The sequence below is a fragment of the Mesorhizobium sp. M2D.F.Ca.ET.226.01.1.1 genome (genome assembly GCF_004022705.2).
GTDB lineage: Bacteria > Pseudomonadota > Alphaproteobacteria > Rhizobiales > Rhizobiaceae > Mesorhizobium.
Window position 1 is genome coordinate 413979 of record NZ_RZOY02000004.1, and the last position, 14534, is coordinate 428512.

At 64.3% G+C, this 14534-nt stretch carries 14 protein-coding genes; 7 read left to right on the forward strand and 7 right to left on the reverse strand.

The features are described from left to right. Positions 1 to 79: 79 nt before the first annotated feature. Positions 80 to 841 (forward strand): hypothetical protein, encoded by a 762-nt coding sequence (locus EN869_RS12145; RefSeq protein WP_127229729.1) that lies wholly within the window; start codon positions 80 to 82, stop codon positions 839 to 841. 149 nt (positions 842 to 990) lie between these two features. Beyond that, positions 991 to 1140 (forward strand): DUF3096 domain-containing protein, encoded by a 150-nt coding sequence (locus tag EN869_RS12150; RefSeq protein ID WP_073989262.1) that lies wholly within the window; start codon positions 991 to 993, stop codon positions 1138 to 1140. 9 nt (positions 1141 to 1149) lie between these two features. Here EN869_RS12150 and EN869_RS12155 read toward each other — a convergent pair whose 3' ends face one another. Next, positions 1150 to 1965, reverse strand: a complete 816-nt coding sequence (locus tag EN869_RS12155) for an alpha/beta hydrolase (protein ID WP_127229730.1) — start codon at positions 1963 to 1965, stop codon at positions 1150 to 1152. A 236-nt stretch (positions 1966 to 2201) separates the two neighbouring features. On the opposite strand from EN869_RS12155, the gene EN869_RS12160 reads away from it, so the two are divergent. The 4 genes from EN869_RS12160 (at position 2202) to EN869_RS12175 (ending at position 5611) form a co-directional block, all read left to right on the forward strand. Next, on the forward strand, positions 2202 to 2426 hold the full coding sequence (locus EN869_RS12160) for an aa3-type cytochrome c oxidase subunit IV (protein ID WP_127229731.1): 225 nt from the start codon (positions 2202 to 2204) through the stop codon (positions 2424 to 2426). 86 nt (positions 2427 to 2512) lie between these two features. Then, positions 2513 to 3793 carry a Re/Si-specific NAD(P)(+) transhydrogenase subunit alpha gene (locus EN869_RS12165; RefSeq protein WP_127229732.1) on the forward strand — a complete coding sequence of 427 codons (1281 nt, stop codon included), beginning with the start codon at positions 2513 to 2515 and terminating at the stop codon, positions 3791 to 3793. Further along, entirely contained in the window at positions 3793 to 4212 is a 420-nt protein-coding gene (locus tag EN869_RS12170; RefSeq protein WP_127229733.1) for an NAD(P) transhydrogenase subunit alpha, read from the forward strand. Before EN869_RS12165 ends, EN869_RS12170 begins: the two co-directional genes overlap by 1 nt. Position 4213: 1 nt before the next feature. Further along, positions 4214 to 5611, forward strand: a complete 1398-nt coding sequence (locus EN869_RS12175) for an NAD(P)(+) transhydrogenase (Re/Si-specific) subunit beta (protein WP_127229734.1) — start codon at positions 4214 to 4216, stop codon at positions 5609 to 5611. A gap of 73 nt (positions 5612 to 5684) precedes the next feature. Here EN869_RS12175 and gyrB read toward each other — a convergent pair whose 3' ends face one another. Together gyrB and EN869_RS12185 are read right to left on the reverse strand one after the other, a co-directional pair. Further along, the gene (gene gyrB, locus EN869_RS12180; RefSeq protein ID WP_127229735.1) at positions 5685 to 8156 is read right to left on the reverse strand and encodes a DNA topoisomerase (ATP-hydrolyzing) subunit B; all 2472 of its coding nucleotides are present in this window, start codon (positions 8154 to 8156) and stop codon (positions 5685 to 5687) included. 253 nt (positions 8157 to 8409) lie between these two features. Then, the gene (locus tag EN869_RS12185; RefSeq protein ID WP_127229736.1) at positions 8410 to 8982 is read right to left on the reverse strand and encodes an NADPH-dependent FMN reductase; all 573 of its coding nucleotides are present in this window, start codon (positions 8980 to 8982) and stop codon (positions 8410 to 8412) included. Between the two features lie 183 nt (positions 8983 to 9165). Here EN869_RS12185 and EN869_RS12190 point away from each other — a divergent pair, with 183 nt between their 5' ends. Then, positions 9166 to 10536 (forward strand): cytochrome P450, encoded by a 1371-nt coding sequence (locus EN869_RS12190; RefSeq protein WP_127229737.1) that lies wholly within the window; start codon positions 9166 to 9168, stop codon positions 10534 to 10536. 12 nt (positions 10537 to 10548) lie between these two features. Here EN869_RS12190 and EN869_RS12195 read toward each other — a convergent pair whose 3' ends face one another. The 4 genes from EN869_RS12195 to EN869_RS12210 form a co-directional block, all read right to left on the reverse strand. Then, a complete protein-coding gene (locus EN869_RS12195) occupies positions 10549 to 11532 on the reverse strand; it encodes a complex I NDUFA9 subunit family protein (RefSeq protein ID WP_127229738.1) in 984 nt (327 codons plus the stop codon). A gap of 381 nt (positions 11533 to 11913) precedes the next feature. Beyond that, positions 11914 to 12915: an Ldh family oxidoreductase gene (locus EN869_RS12200; protein ID WP_127229739.1), complete on the reverse strand. Its 1002-nt coding sequence runs from the start codon at positions 12913 to 12915 to the stop codon at positions 11914 to 11916. A gap of 132 nt (positions 12916 to 13047) precedes the next feature. After that, on the reverse strand, positions 13048 to 13854 hold the full coding sequence (locus tag EN869_RS12205) for an ABC transporter permease (protein WP_245489630.1): 807 nt from the start codon (positions 13852 to 13854) through the stop codon (positions 13048 to 13050). Next, positions 13854 to 14519 (reverse strand): ABC transporter permease, encoded by a 666-nt coding sequence (locus tag EN869_RS12210; protein WP_167507025.1) that lies wholly within the window; start codon positions 14517 to 14519, stop codon positions 13854 to 13856. Before EN869_RS12210 ends, EN869_RS12205 begins: the two co-directional genes overlap by 1 nt. Between the last annotated feature and the right edge of the window lie 15 nt (positions 14520 to 14534).

The following is a 14534-nucleotide window of genomic DNA, read 5'->3' on the forward strand; positions in this document are numbered from 1 at the left end:
GCGACCGCGAATTTTCAGCTTGTGTCTCATTTCAACTCGAATAGCCTTATTCACAGGCGGAATTCGAGGACGGACAATCATGGAAGCTGCGGCGAAGGGTGCGTCGGCTGGCGCCAGCTCAAAGGCTGACTCCCTGCTCAACCGAACCATGATGCAGCTTCTGGAGCATGTCGAATATCGCCTCATTACCGGGGGCGAGGATCTCGAAGCGATCTACCGGCTCCGCTATCAATCCTACGTCAAATCCGGCATGTGCGGCCCGATCGCCAGCGGTATGTTCGAGGATCGCTGGGACAATCTGCCCAATTCCTACCGGTTCGGCGTCTATTGCTATGGCGAATTGGTCAGCACATTGCGCTTTCATTATATTTCCAGCGAGCAGCCATACTCGCCTTCGATCGACGCCTATCCTGAAGTCTTGCTGCCACGGCTCGCCCGCGGCGAAACCTTTATCGACGGAACCCGCTTCGCGACCGATCCCGACGCCGCGCCAGCGCCTGGCGTGCTGCCTTTCCTGACGCTTCGGATCGCCATGGTGGCCTCCAACTATTTCGGCCAGGACTCGGTGCTGACGCCGGTCAAGGTCGAGCATTCTCATTTCTACGCCCGGTTCTTCAATGCCGTGCAGAGGAGCGAGGCCAAGCAGTTCCCAGGCGTTCTCGCCCCGATCGCGCTGTTCGAGATCCCGGCCGGCGAGAATATGCGCCGCACGCTCGAACGGTTCCCCTTCTACCATTCGACGCTGACGGAGCAGCGGCTGATGTTCGGCAATCCAGCGATCAACCGGCTGACGCCCCTCTCCATCGTGCCGACGGCGAAATATTATCGCGCCGCTGCCTGAAGCGAGGCCATGAACCTTTCGCCGGCTGCGGCGTTAGCAAGCAATTCCAGGAAAAGTGTGAGCGGTTTTCCGGCCGGAATTGCGTCAAAACAAGCTTCGCAGCTTTGCCCGGCAGGCAAATAGCCCCTGTCGCTGGAAAGGAGCCGTCCATGACCATCCATTCGTTCGCGCTGACGCCACTGATCTCGCTGATCGCCGGCGTGCTGATCCTGGTGATGCCGCGGCTCCTCAACTACATCGTCGCGCTCTACCTGATCGTCGTCGGCCTGCTTGGCCTGTTCCCGCATCTCGCCAGCTGAATGAACCGCTCAGCCGGCGAAGAAACGCAGGGCTGCGGCGACAATCGCTTCGGGCGCGTCTTCCTGCATGAGGTGCCCTGAGCCCGGGATGAGCGTCAAGCTGCAGTCCGGCAGCGTGGCCGCGAGCTTCGCGCCGCTCTGCGGCGGGATCCAGCGGTCCTCCTCACCCCACAGCAAGGCCACCGGGCAGCGGAACGTACCATAGAGCGGTTCGACTTCGTCGGTGAAACGCTGATCCATCTGCGCGATCTGCCGATAGAAGGCGGGCTGGCCGACCGGTCCGGTCCATGGTGTGATATAGGGCTGCAGGTGAGCCTCCGACAAAGGCTTGGCCGCAGCGCCGGTAATATACGCCTTCAGGATCGCCGCTTGGATGTAGTCCGGCACGCTGGCGAAAGCCGGTTCGTGGCGCAAGACATGCTGGACGAAGGGTGAGCCCCAGGGCCGAACCGCCACCGGATCGACCAACAATAACCTTTCATAATTGCAGCCGTCGATCAGATGCGCGCGCAAGGCGGTGGCGCCGCCGAAATCATGGGCGATGACGTTCGGCCGGTCGAGCTTCCAGAACTCCAGCATCGCCGCCAGGGCTTTGTTCTGGATGCCCAGCGAGACGTCCTGGCCTTCCCGTTTCTCGGACTGGCCATATCCCGGCAGATCGTAAAAGTAGAGCGTGTGGTCACGCGCGAGTTCAGGGGCAACGCGGTGCCAGACATGCGAGGAAAAAGGCGTTCCATGGACGAGCACAATCGCGGGGCCGGAGCCGACCGCGCCCCAGGCGATCATGGTGCCGTTCCAGTCAAATCTCTGCGTCGGCAAAATCATGGCGGTTCCTCCGGGCGGCAACGATAGTCTCCTCCCGTCGCGCGGGAAAACGCGAAATGGTCAAAGCATATTGAGAAAGGCTGACCGGCTCGCCAGGCGCTGGCCGCTGTCCGCAGCGAAAAGCGGTTTCAACTTTCATTTGAGGCTGTTGTCGCGGCCCGTGCGGCAATAGCGCCATTGCTCTTGGTTCGGCTTTTCGCTATGTGCCTCGAAGGCTTTTTCGAAGGGGTACTTTCATGGCTGATCACTCGCCGACCGGTCCTGTCGAGCTAGGCGCCCAGATGGACTATGCCGAGCACGACCGTACCTACAAGGCCTTCCTTGGCCTTGCCAAATACGGCTCGCTGGTCTGCGCCGCCATCCTCATCGCGATGGCCTTCGGATTCTTCGTCGGCGGCTTCTTCTCGGGCCTCATCGTGTTCATCCTGATCATGGCCGTCGGCGCTCTCATTCTGCGGTAGATTTCCCAAGCCCATTGCTCTCGACGTCACCGGACGTCCCGGCCGACGCCTTGCGCAATCAAGGTTCCAGCCGAAAGGATCATCCGGTGGGACAAGTCGTATTCATCCCTCGTGAGATTGACCCGAACGAGCCGCGCGTCGCGGCCTCGCCGGAGACGGTCAAGCGCCTGGCCGGTCTCGGCTTCGATGTCATCGTCGAAAAGGGCGCCGGCCTCGGCTCCCGCATCCCTGATCAGGATTTCGCTGCCGTCGGCGCCATGATCGGAACGGCGTCTGATGCCAAGAAAGCCGATGTCGTGCTGAAGGTGCGCCGGCCAACGGATGCGGAACTGAAGGGCTACAAGTCGGGCGCTGCCGTCATCGCCATCATGGATCCCTACGGCAACGATGCCGCCGTGGCCGCAATGGCCAAGGCTGGCATCACCGCCTTCTCCATGGAATTCATGCCGCGCATCACCCGCGCGCAGGTGATGGACGTGCTGTCCTCGCAGGCCAATCTTGCCGGCTACCAGGCGGTGATCGACGCGGCCGCCGAATATGACCGCGCGCTGCCGATGATGATGACGGCGGCGGGCACGGTGCCGGCGGCAAAAACCTTCATCATGGGCGTCGGTGTCGCCGGCCTGCAGGCGATCGCCACGGCGCGCCGCCTTGGCGCCGTCGTCACCGCCACCGACGTGCGCCCTGCGGTCAAGGAGCAGGTGCAGTCGCTCGGCGCCAAGTTCCTGGCGGTCGAGGACGAGGAGTTCAAGGCGGCCGAGACCGCCGGCGGCTACGCCAAGGAAATGTCGAAGGAATATCAGGCCAAGCAGGCGGCGTTGACGGCCGAGCACATCGCCAAGCAGGACATCGTCATCACCACCGCGCTGATCCCCGGCCGTCCGGCGCCAAAGCTGGTCTCGGCCGCCATGGTTGCCTCGATGAAGCCGGGTTCGGTGATCGTCGATCTCGCCGTCGAGCGCGGCGGCAATGTCGAGGGCGCGGTGCCGGGCAAAGTCATGACGACCGAGAACGGCGTCAAGATCGTCGGCCATCTCAACGTGCCGGGCCGCGTCGCGGCATCGGCCTCGCTGCTCTATGCCAAGAACGTTTACGCCTTCCTCGAGACGATGGTCGACAAGGCGACGAAGCAGCTTGCCATCAAGCGCGACGACGAGCTGGTCAAGGCGACGATGCTGACCGACGGCGGCAATGTCGTGCATCCGGCCTTCGCCAAGGCGGCGCAAGAGCCGCGTACCGAGCCGGCGGCCATTCCGGCGACGACCATGGTTGCCGATGCCTCGGTCAAGCCTGCCGCCAAGAAAGCCGCGACGAGGAAACCCGCCACGGCCAAGTCGCCCTCGTCCAAGCCAGAAGGGACCGCGTGATGGACGCCTTGCAGAAAGCCCTCGACCAGCTCGACCAGGCGACCGCCGCCGTTCGCCTCGCGGTGCAGGATCTTGCCAACGCGCCCGCTGGCGAGGCGGCCGGCAATGCCGCGCATGCGCTTTCGGGTGGCGCCATCGATCCCTTCGTCTTCCGCTTCGCTATCTTCGTGCTGGCGATCTTCGTCGGCTATTATGTCGTGTGGTCGGTGACCCCGGCGCTGCACACGCCGCTGATGGCCGTCACCAACGCCATTTCCTCGGTCATCGTCGTCGGCGCGCTGCTTGCCGTCGGCATTGCCGCTTCCGGCCTTGCGGCGGGCTTCGGCTTCGTCGCCCTGGTGCTGGTCTCGGTCAACATCTTCGGCGGCTTCCTCGTCACTCAGCGCATGCTGGCCATGTACAAGAAGAAGGAAAAGTGACGTGAACGCCAACTTCGCTTCCTTCCTCTATCTGGTCTCCGGCATTCTGTTCATCCTGGCGCTGCGCGGCCTGTCGCATCCGACCACGAGCCGCCAGGGCAATCTCTACGGCATGATCGGCATGGGTATTGCCATCGCCACTACACTGGCGCTGGCGACCCCTTCCGTCGGCCGTTTCGGCCTGATCGTGCTGGGTCTCGCCGTCGGCGGCGGTGTCGGCGCCTATGTGGCCCGCCGCATCGCCATGACCTCGATGCCGCAGCTCGTCGCCGCGTTCCACTCGCTCGTTGGCTTCGCCGCCGTCATGGTGGCCGCAGCCGCCATCTACGCGCCGGAAAGCTTCGGCATCGGCACCGCCGGCGACATCCACGCCCAGGCGCTGGTCGAGATGAGCCTAGGCGTTGCCATCGGCGCCATCACTTTCACGGGCTCCGTCATCGCCTTCCTGAAGCTCGACGGCCGCATGTCCGGCAAGCCGATCATGATCGGCGGCCGCCACCTGATCAACATCGCGCTCGGCGTGGCACTTGTGGTGCTGATCGTTCTCCTGGTCACCACCGAGTCCAAGCTCGTCTTCTGGCTGATCGTCGCCGCCTCGCTGGTGCTCGGCGTGCTGCTGATCATTCCGATCGGCGGCGCCGACATGCCGGTCGTGGTGTCCATGCTGAACTCCTATTCCGGCTGGGCGGCAGCTGCACTTGGCTTCACCCTCGGCAACCTGGCGCTGATCATCACCGGCGCGTTGGTCGGCTCCTCCGGCGCGATCCTGTCCTACATCATGTGCAAGGGCATGAACCGGTCTTTCATCTCGGTCATCCTCGGCGGCTTCGGCGGCGAGACGGCCGTGGCGGCGGACGACGGCATCGAGCGCACGGTCAAGCAGGGCTCGGCCGACGATGCCGCCTATCTGATGATGAACGCGCAGAAGGTCATCATCGTGCCGGGCTACGGCATGGCCGTCGCCCAGGCGCAGCACGCGCTGCGCGAGATGGCCGACAAGCTCAAGGCCAATGGCGTCGAGGTCAAATACGCCATACATCCGGTGGCGGGCCGCATGCCCGGGCACATGAATGTGCTGCTTGCAGAGGCCAATGTGCCCTATGACGAGGTGTTCGAGCTCGAGGACATCAACTCCGAATTCGCGCAGGCCGACGTCGCCTATGTCATCGGCGCCAACGACGTCACCAACCCGTCAGCGCGCGACGACAAGTCCTCGCCCATCTACGGCATGCCGATCCTCGACGTCGACAAGGCCCGCACCTGCCTGTTCGTCAAGCGCTCGCTGGGCTCAGGCTATGCCGGCATCGACAACACGCTGTTCTACAAGGACGGCACCATGATGCTGCTCGGCGACGCCAAGAAGATGACCGAGGAAATCGTCAAGGCCATGGATCACTGAGCCTTATAGCAGGCTTCAAAAAGAAAGGCCCGGCAGAGACGCCGGGCCTTTCTTTTTGAGTGTGTAGGTGCGCTCAGATATCCAGATTCGCCACCGACAGCGCGTTGTCCTGGATGAACTCGCGCCGCGGCTCCACCTCGTCGCCCATCAGGCGCGAGAACAGCGAGTCGGCGTCGGTCGCGTCGTTGACCTTGACCTGCAGCAGCGAGCGCACATTCGGGTCGAGCGTGGTTTCCCAAAGCTGCTCGGCATTCATCTCGCCGAGGCCCTTGTAGCGCTGCATGGTGAGGCCCTTGCGGCCGGACGCGAACACCGCGTTGAGCAGCGCCAGCGGCCCCGAAAGCAGCTCCGAGGTTTCCTTGCGGCGCAACGTGGGCTGCTCGCCATAGACTTCCGACAGCCGCGCCGCGTAGCGGTCGAGCTGGCGCGCGTCGGCCGAGTTGATCAGCCCGGCGTCGAGCTGCACCACATCCTTCACGCCGCGCACCGTGCGTTCGAAGACATAGCCGCCGGAGCCGTCATTGGAGGTCGACAGCCGGCCGGTCCAGCCGCGCTCTGTTTCCTCGGCGATCATGTCCAGCCGCTTGGCGACGCGCTCGGCCATGGCGTTGGCGCGGCCGAGATCGGCAAGCACGTCGGCATTGAGCGCGCCCGCGATCGCCGCCTGCTCGACGACGCTGCGGTTGTAGCGCGTGTGCAACCCGTTGATCAGCTGGCGCACCGCAAGCGCGTCGTCGACGGAGCTCCGCAAATCCTGTCCGGTGCGGACCTCGCCGGAGGCGAGCACCAGCGACGCCTCGTCCAGCCCGGACTCGATCAGATACTCCTCATAGGCGCTTTCGTCCTTGAGATATTGCGAGCTCTTGCCCCGCGTCACTTTGTAGAGCGGCGGCTGGGCGATGTAGAGATGGCCGCGCTCGATCAGCTCCGGCATCTGCCGGAAGAAGAAGGTGAGCAACAGCGTGCGGATGTGGGCGCCGTCGACGTCGGCGTCCGTCATCAGGATGATCTTGTGATAGCGCAGCTTGTCGGCGTTGAACTCGTCCTTGCCGATCGAGGTGCCGAGCGCGGTGATCAGCGTGCCGATCATGTCGGAGGAGAGCATGCGGTCGAAGCGCGCCCGCTCGACATTGAGGATCTTGCCGCGCAGCGGCAGAATCGCCTGGTTCTGGCGCGAGCGCCCGCCCTTGGCCGAGCCGCCGGCGGAGTCACCCTCGACGATGAAGATTTCCGACTTCGCCGGATCGCGCTCCTGGCAGTCGGCAAGCTTGCCGGGCAGCGAGGTGACGCCGAGCGTGCTCTTGCGGGTGATGTCGCGCGCCTTGCGCGCGGCTTCGCGCGCCGCGGCCGCCTGGATCACCTTCTCGACCACGACCCGGCCTTCGCTCGGATGCTCTTCCAGCCAGGTGCCGAGCGCCTCGTTGACCAGGCTCTCCACCACCGGGCGGACCTCGGACGAGACCAGCTTGTCCTTGGTCTGCGAGGAGAATTTCGGGTCCGGCACCTTGACCGAGAGAACCGCGGTCAGGCCTTCGCGGCAGTCGTCGCCGGTCAGCGAAACCTTTTCCTTCTTGGTCTGGCCGGAAGATTCGCCATAGCCGGTGATCTGCCGGGTCAGCGCGGCGCGGAAGCCGGCCAGATGCGTGCCGCCGTCGCGCTGCGGGATGTTGTTTGTGAAGGCCAGCACATTCTCGTGGTAGCTGTCGTTCCACCACATCGCGACTTCGACGGTGATGCCGTCGCGCTCGGCACGGATGGCGATCGGCGCCTCGATCAACGGCTTCTTCACCCGGTCGAGATATTTGACGAACTCTTCCAGCCCGCCGTCATAATGCAGTTCGTGGCGCACCAGATCGGCATGGCGCGCATCGGTCAGCACGATGCGCACGCCGGAATTGAGGAAGGCGAGCTCGCGCAGCCGGTGCTCCAGCGTGTTGTAGTCGAACTCGACCATGGTGAAGGTCTCGGCCGACGGGAAGAAGGTGATCTCCGAGCCGCTGCGGCCTTCATAGGTGCCGGGCTGCTTGTTTTGCTCGTACGTGCCGGTCACCTTCAACGGCGCGTCGGCATTGCCATGCGTGAAGCTCATCTCGAAGATCTCGCCATTGCGGCGGATCTTGAGCTTCAGCCAAGCGGAAAGCGCGTTGACCACCGAGACGCCGACGCCGTGCAGGCCGCCGGACACCTTATAGGAGTTCTGGTCGAATTTGCCGCCGGCATGCAGCTGCGTCATGATCACTTCGGCCGCCGACACGCCCTCCGAGGGGTGGATATCGGTAGGAATCCCGCGCCCATTGTCGATGACGGTGACGGAACCGTCGGGGTTGAGCGTCACCGAAACGAGGTCGGCGTGGCCGGCCAGCGCCTCGTCGATGGCGTTGTCCACCACCTCATAGACCATGTGATGCAGGCCCGAGCCGTCATCGGTGTCGCCGATATACATGCCCGGCCGCTTGCGCACGGCATCCAACCCCTTCAAAACCTTGATGGAATCGGCGCCGTACTCGGCTTCCGCGCCATTGGCGCTTTCGGTCTGATCGCTCATGAAAACCTGTTTGATTGATGCTGCTGATACAGCGCGGAAAAATGGTCCCGAATCGCGCCGTTTTGATGTCCTAGATATAGGCGCAAATGCCCGATTTTCCAAGGTTTGCGGGCATTTTGCCGGCTTGAGGTCAAGGCCTTCCACGCCCGGCGCGAATGCGGTCCGCCAGCATCCCACCCAGAAGGGTCGATGAGACGCATAGGCCGCGCCTAAGCGCAGCCTGATAGGTGCCTTCGGAAGGGGGATCTCGAGCCTATTCGACGGCACGCAGCTCTTTCAGCGCCGCGCTCCAGCGGAACAGCTCGTCCAGCATCGTCTTTGCGCCTCCCAGCACCTGCTCGCTGGGATGGTAGGCCCGCTTCTCATCAAGCAGGCTCGCATAGGCCGGCAGCGCCACCCCTTCCGGGATCGGCATGACGCCGACCGAGGTGAGCAGCGGCTTCAGCGATTGCGCGGCGCGCAACCCGCCGGAAACGCCGCCATAGCTGAAGATCGCCGCCGGCTTGTAGCGCCATTCATGCAACAGATAGTCGATGGCGTTCACAATCGCCGGCGCCACGAAGTAATTATACTCGGGCGCCACGAACACGAAGGCGTCGGCGGTGTCGATCGCCTTCGACCACGCCTTGGTGTGGTCGTTCTCATATTTGCGCAGGCGCGGATGATGCGGCTCATCGAGCATCGGCAGGTCGAACGCAGCGATGTCGGTCAGCACCGGCTCGAACTTGCCGTGCTCGCGCGCAAAGCCTGCGAGCCATTCGCCGAAAATCGGCCCGGCGCGCCCCGGCCGGGTGCTGCCGATGATGATGTCCAGACGGTGCTTCACTGTGCGGCTCCTTGCTTAGCGGTATCCGTTGGTGACTAACGTAAGCGGCCGCCTGCAACAAGCATGCTTTTGCAGGTGTAAGTCACATTCCGGCGAGACGGAGTGGCTGCGATATGCCGCTCGGTCACATGGACGGCCGCTCCGTCCGGCACTACATTTGCCGCAGTCAGCGGAGCATGCCTCATGGACACCAAGCCCGCCCCCTTCGTGCCGCCGGCGCCGAAGCCGCGCACTGAGCCGCCTTCGACGCTGGAGATGATGCGCATCGTCTATCGCAACCCGCTCGAATTGTGGGGCGAGCACACCTATAACCAGCCATGGATTGCGGCGAACGGGGTCGGTGGACATCTGATCGTCGCCAACGATCCCGGTCTCATCCGCCATGTGCTGATCGACAATGCCAGGAACTACAAGATGGCGACGGTGCGCCAGCTGATCCTGCGCCCGATCCTGCGTGACGGGCTGCTCACCGCCGAGGGCGAGGTCTGGAAGCGTTCGCGTAAGGCCATGGCGCCGGTTTTTACGCCGCGCCACATCTTCGGCTTCGCCGCGCCGATGCTGAAGCGCACGCTGGAATTCGTCACCCGCTACGAGGCGGGCGGCATGTCCGACATCGCCCACGACATGACGCTGCTCACCTATGACATCCTGGCCGAGACGTTGTTTTCGGGCGAGATTGCGGGTGAGTCGGGCAGCTTCGCCAAGGAGATCGACCGCCTGTTCGAGACAATGGGCCGCGTCGATCCGCTCGACCTGCTGCGTGCGCCGGAATGGCTGCCGCGTCTGACCCGCATTCGCGGCCGCAGGACCATGGCCTATTTCCGCAACATCGTCGCCAACACTGTGAAGATGCGCGAGGAGCGGATGAAGCGCGACCCCGATGGCGTGCCGCAGGACTTTCTCACGCTTCTTCTCAGGGCCGAGGGGCCGGACGGGCTGACGCGCGCGGAAGTCGAGGACAACATCATCACCTTCATCGGTGCCGGCCATGAGACGACCGCGCGGGCGCTGGGCTGGACGATCTATTGCCTGGCCGAGGCGCCTTGGGAACGCGACAAGGTCGAGCAGGAGATCGACGTGGTGCTGGCGCGCGAGCCCGATCCGACCAAATGGCTGGACGCCATGCCGTTCACCCGCGCCGTTTTCGAGGAGGCGCTCAGGCTCTATCCGCCGGCGCCCTCGATCAACCGCGAGCCGATCGAGCCGGAGACCTGGAACGGTCTCTATATCCCGAAATACGCCGCCGTGCTGGTGATGCCCTGGGTCGTGCACCGCCACAGAAAACTCTGGGACAGGCCGAACGCCTTCATGCCGGAGCGTTTCCATCCGGAAAACCGCGACAAGATCGACCGCTTTCAGTATCTGCCTTTCGGCGCAGGGCCGCGCGTCTGCATTGGGGCCAGTTTCGCCATGCAGGAGGCGATCATCGCTTTGGCGATCCTGCTGTCGCGCTTCCGCTTCGACGCGACATCTGAAACGCGGCCATGGCCGGTGCAGAAGCTGACCACGCAGCCGCAGGGCGGCCTGCCGATGCAGGTTTCGCGTCGCGGCTGAGGATTGGTTAGACTAGCGATCGGCGATCGGCCGGCGCTGCTGGAACTGGCCCGCGGCGCGGAAGCGCCAGAGATAGCTGGGCAGGATCGTTGCGATCGCCTGCGGCTGGATGCCGAGGCCAGTGATCGTCCTGCTGTCCTTTTCGGCGGCTTCGGAGACGACGTTGTGCGCGCGCAGCTGCAGCACCTGGTCCTTGGTCAGCAACGGATTGGGCAGCAACTGAAGGATCGATGCCTGCAGGTTCGCCACCCACCAAGGCACAGGCACCAGAAGCCGCCTGCGGTCGATCACCGCAAGCATCTCCTCCATGCATTCCCTGAATGTCAGCACCTGTGGACCCCCGAGCTCATAGATCTGGCCGCCCTTGACCTTGCCGTCGACCGAGCGCGCGATCGCCTCGGCGACGTCGCCGACATAGACCGGCTGGAATTTTGTCTGCCCGCCGCCAATCAGCGGCAGCACAGGCGAGATGCGCGCCATGCCGGCGAAGCGGTTAAAGAAGCTGTCCTCCGGCCCGAAATTGATCGACGGCCGAAAGATCACCGCATCCCCGATCGTCTCGAATACCGCTTTCTCGCCGAGTGCCTTGGTGCGGGCATAGCCTGAAGCAGAGTGCAAATCGGCGCCGAGCGCCGAAATGTGGGTGAGACCGGCGCCGACCGAACGCGCGGCTTCGGCGACGGCGCGCGCGCCGAAATCATGCACGGCGCCGAATTTCTGGCGGCCGGTCTCATGCAGGATGGCGACGAGGTTGACGACATGGTCGGCGCCTTGCACGGCGCGGTCGATCGACCAGCGCACACGCACATTGGCCTGCACCGGCTGGATCTGGCCGACATTGCCGAGCGGCTGCACATGGCCGGCAAGGTCGGGCCGCCGGCAGGCGACCCGGATGCGGTAGCCGCGCTTGGCCAGCGCCCGCACGACATGGCGACCGACGAAGCCCGAGCCGCCGAAGACGACGACGAGCTTGGGGGTCTGCAGGATTTCGGTCATGACTGGCTCCGCGCGCGAATGCTTGGCTGAAGCCGTTTCTTAATCCGTTTCTCGCCAAAGGCAAAGAGCGACCGGAAGTCGCCGTCGGCTTGTTTTTGAACTTGCCCGAAATGCCGCTCCGCCGCGTTTTTGGAGAAACAGAAAACCCCGCCGAAGCGGGGTTTTCCGGGCAGTGTCCACGCCGAAACAGGGTCCAACGAGGCGGCCTGACCTGAGACGGTAACAAGGTGGCGTGAAGCAAGCACGCCCCGCCCCCGCCCTGAAGGCCCGGCGCGGCGCCGCCAACCGCGAGCCGGACGAAGCCAACCAAGCGGCTCGCGGCATGGGGTGCCGCGGATGGGTCGCTGCAAGGCGGAAAAAGGTTCAACCGCGCCGGAAAGATCAGGCCGAATAACGCTCGGCGAATTCCGAAATGCGCTGCACCACCGCCTTGGACGTGGTGATGCCGCGTGCCTTTGCCTTCTCGGCGGCCTCGGCGCGGGAACGGCCGGGGATATGCACGCCATAGCGCCGTCGCAGCCGGTCGAGCTGGTCCTTCATGCGCTTCTCGAAATCCGGATCGAGCAGCCTGGGCTCGATGGCCAGAACAAAAAGGCCGGTGCCGGGGCTGTCCGGTCCGCCGGTGAACCAGGGCGCATCAAGCGACCAGTTGGCGCCGGAAATGCCGGCGGCCAGCACCTCGACCATCAGCGCGATGTTGGCGCCGCGCTGGCCGCCGAAGGCGAGCATCGCCCCCTTCATTGCCGCCGCCGGATCGGTGGTCGGATTGCCGCTGGCATCCAGCGCCCAGCCCTCGGGGATTTTCTTGCCGTCCTCGGCCGCCTTGCGGATGTTGACGAAGGCGGTGGCGCTCGACGACTGGTCGATGATGAGCGGCGGTCCGTCGGCGGCGGGCGAGGCGAAGGACATCGGGTTGGTGCAATAGACCGGCTTGACCGAGCCAGAGCCTGCCAGCACCGCCGGCCCGTTGGTGGCGGCGAAGGAGACCAGACCCTGTTCGGCCAGCCGTCCGGTGAAATAGCCGAGCGCGCCGCAGGTGTAGGCGTTCTTCTGCGAGAAGATCGAGACGCCGAACAGTTTTGCTGCCTTGACCAGGTCGTCGATGGTGCGGTCGAAACCGGTATGGGCAAGTCCGCCGCGCGCATCGGAAAGATAGACGGCGAGCGCCGGCCTTGTGATCACCGGATCGGCATTGCCGTCGATGCGGCCGGCTTCGAGCGCTTCAAGATAGTCGATGAAATGCGACAGCCCCACCGTCGACAGGCCTTCGGCCTCGGCCGCGACGATCGAGGCGGTAAGCGACTGCGCCGCTTCTTCGTTAGCGCCGGCGCCAAGCGCCGCCATCCGGCATAGGCCTGTTGCCTGGTCGAGAGTGAGTTGCATGGTGGCTGTCCTAAGGGGGTAGGGGAATAGGGAAGTAGGGGGAAATTGTGGAGCGAATAGCGAATGGGGATGGAAATGTGAATGCGCATCGCGCTGAACACTCCCCTACTCCCCTACTCCCCTACTCCCCTACTATCCGATCTTCACCGGAATCCGAGCCTCGATCCGGCTGAAGACGAAAACCAGGATGCCGGTGATCGTCATATAGATCAGCGCCAGAAGCAGCAAAGGCTCATAGGTCAGATAGGTGTCCTGGCGCACCTTGGAGGAGACGGCGAAGATGTCGATGACGCTGATCGTCGCCACCAGCGGCGTCGACTTCAACTGCAGCACGGTCTCGCCGGTCAAGGTCGGCAGGGCGCGGTAGAAGGCTTGCGGCAGCCAGATGCGGCGGAAGATCTTCCAGCGGCTCATGCCGAAGGCGCGGGCAGCTTCGAGCTGGCCTCTAGGCACGCCGGCGAAGGCGCCGCGCATCACCTCGCCCTCATAGCCGGCGAAGGAGAAGGTCAGCGCCACCACGCCATATGGCCAGGCCTGCCTGAGATACGGCCAAAGCCACGATTCACGGATCCACGGATATTGCGGGAAGATCGAACCCAGCCCGTAATAGAGCAGCCAGAGCTGCAGGAGCAGGGGCGTTCCCCGGATGATGGTGCAGAAGACCTTTGCCGGCGCCGAGAACCAGATCGGTCCGCCGGCCTGCGCGAGCCCCAGCGGCACTGCAAGCGCAAAGCCCAGCGCGCAGGTGACGGCGAGGATCCAAAGCGCCCGCCAGATGCCCATCAGGCCCATTGCCCAATATTGCGGCAGCCAGTCCCAGCGCATAAAGAAGATCGCGCAGAGCGCCAGCCCCAAAGCTATCAGGATCAGCACGATGCGATGCGGCTTGAGCCAGAGCGAGGCGCGCGCCGCCACATTGATCGCGGTTGCCTCGGACATCAGCGCGCCTCCTTGACGGAAGGCATGCCGCGCCGCGACCGCGCCTCGACCCGGCCGATGACCAGGTTGGAGAAGAGCGTCACCGCCAGGTAAAGCACGCCGGCCGCGAGATAGAAGATCAGATAGGCTTTGGTGACGCCTGCCGCCTGGCGCGTCGCCAGCGTCAGTTCGAAGAAGCCGACGACGGCGAGCAGCGCGGTATCCTTGGTGGCGATCAGCCACAGATTGGCAAGGCCAGGAATGGCGAAGGGCAGCATCGCCGGCAGGGTTATGCGCCTGAGCATCAGGCCGGGCGGCATGCCATAGGCGCGGGCGGCCTCGATCTGGCCCTGCGGGATGGCGAGGATCGCGCCGCGGATGACCTCGGTCGAATAGGCGCCCTGGACGAAACCCAGCACGAAAATGCCGGCCGCCAGTCCGCTGATGTCGACACGGCTGTAGCCCATCGCCGCCAGCACCTGGTTGATGAGATCGGTGCCTGCGTAGTAGAGCAGCAGGATCAGCACCAGTTCCGGCACCGCGCGCACCACTGTGGTGTAGACGGCAAGCAGATCGCGCGTCACCGGCCCGCCGTAGAGCTTGCCGAAGGCGCCGGCGGTGCCGATCAGGAGGCCGAGGCAGGTGGCGCCGATGGCGATCTCGAGCGAATGCAGCAACCCGACCAGAAGCGTGCCGCCCCA

What these genes read in the sequence shown, in the direction of transcription:
- EN869_RS12205 (WP_245489630.1), bottom strand. Translation starts at nt 13,854, where the DNA reads ATGTCCGAGGCAACCGCGATCAATGTGGCGGCGCGCGCCTCGCTCTGG.
- EN869_RS12190 (WP_127229737.1), top strand. Translation starts at nt 9,166, where the DNA reads ATGGACACCAAGCCCGCCCCCTTCGTGCCGCCGGCGCCGAAGCCGCGC.
- gyrB (WP_127229735.1), bottom strand. Translation starts at nt 8,156, where the DNA reads ATGAGCGATCAGACCGAAAGCGCCAATGGCGCGGAAGCCGAGTACGGC.
- EN869_RS12195 (WP_127229738.1), bottom strand. Translation starts at nt 11,532, where the DNA reads ATGACCGAAATCCTGCAGACCCCCAAGCTCGTCGTCGTCTTCGGCGGC.
- EN869_RS12150 (WP_073989262.1), top strand. Translation starts at nt 991, where the DNA reads ATGACCATCCATTCGTTCGCGCTGACGCCACTGATCTCGCTGATCGCC.
- EN869_RS12145 (WP_127229729.1), top strand. Translation starts at nt 80, where the DNA reads ATGGAAGCTGCGGCGAAGGGTGCGTCGGCTGGCGCCAGCTCAAAGGCT.
- EN869_RS12170 (WP_127229733.1), top strand. Translation starts at nt 3,793, where the DNA reads ATGGACGCCTTGCAGAAAGCCCTCGACCAGCTCGACCAGGCGACCGCC.
- EN869_RS12155 (WP_127229730.1), bottom strand. Translation starts at nt 1,965, where the DNA reads ATGATTTTGCCGACGCAGAGATTTGACTGGAACGGCACCATGATCGCC.
- EN869_RS12160 (WP_127229731.1), top strand. Translation starts at nt 2,202, where the DNA reads ATGGCTGATCACTCGCCGACCGGTCCTGTCGAGCTAGGCGCCCAGATG.
- EN869_RS12200 (WP_127229739.1), bottom strand. Translation starts at nt 12,915, where the DNA reads ATGCAACTCACTCTCGACCAGGCAACAGGCCTATGCCGGATGGCGGCG.